Source organism: Vibrio sp. OPT46, from assembly GCF_015163535.1.
Lineage (GTDB): Bacteria > Pseudomonadota > Gammaproteobacteria > Enterobacterales > Vibrionaceae > Vibrio > Vibrio alginolyticus.
Map to the genome: position 1 here is coordinate 1 of NZ_JADDYG010000558.1, position 340 is coordinate 340.

At 38.8% G+C, this 340-nt stretch carries 1 protein-coding gene; it reads left to right on the top strand.

Annotation, left to right across the window (positions count from 1 at the left end; all coding sequences use genetic code 11):
- Positions 1–177: pyruvate kinase alpha/beta domain-containing protein (locus tag IQR33_RS22325; RefSeq protein ID WP_322631798.1), on the top strand; the 177-nt coding region annotated here is incomplete at its 5' end.
- Positions 178–340 lie beyond the last annotated feature (163 nt).

Sequence of the window (340 nt, forward strand, 5' to 3'; positions counted from 1 at the left end):
AAAGGTGTTACTCCTGTAGTTGTTGATTCAATCGAAAGCACTGACGCATTCTACGTAGCGGGTAAAGAACTTGCTCTAGAATCAGGTCTAGGTAACAAAGGCGATATCGTTGTTATGGTTTCTGGCGCTCTAGTTGCTTCAGGTACTACGAACACAGCTTCTGTACACGTGCTATAAGACTGAACTTTTAACACTTCAGTTTCTTGAGAAGGAGGGCTTATGCCCTCCTTTTTTATATGGCTTTCTTGCTCTCATAATAGGCTAATTGTATTATTTACCTCTATCAGAATTTCGTACTGTTTAATTTTATCGTCACGATTAAAGTTTCTATGAGGTGTAT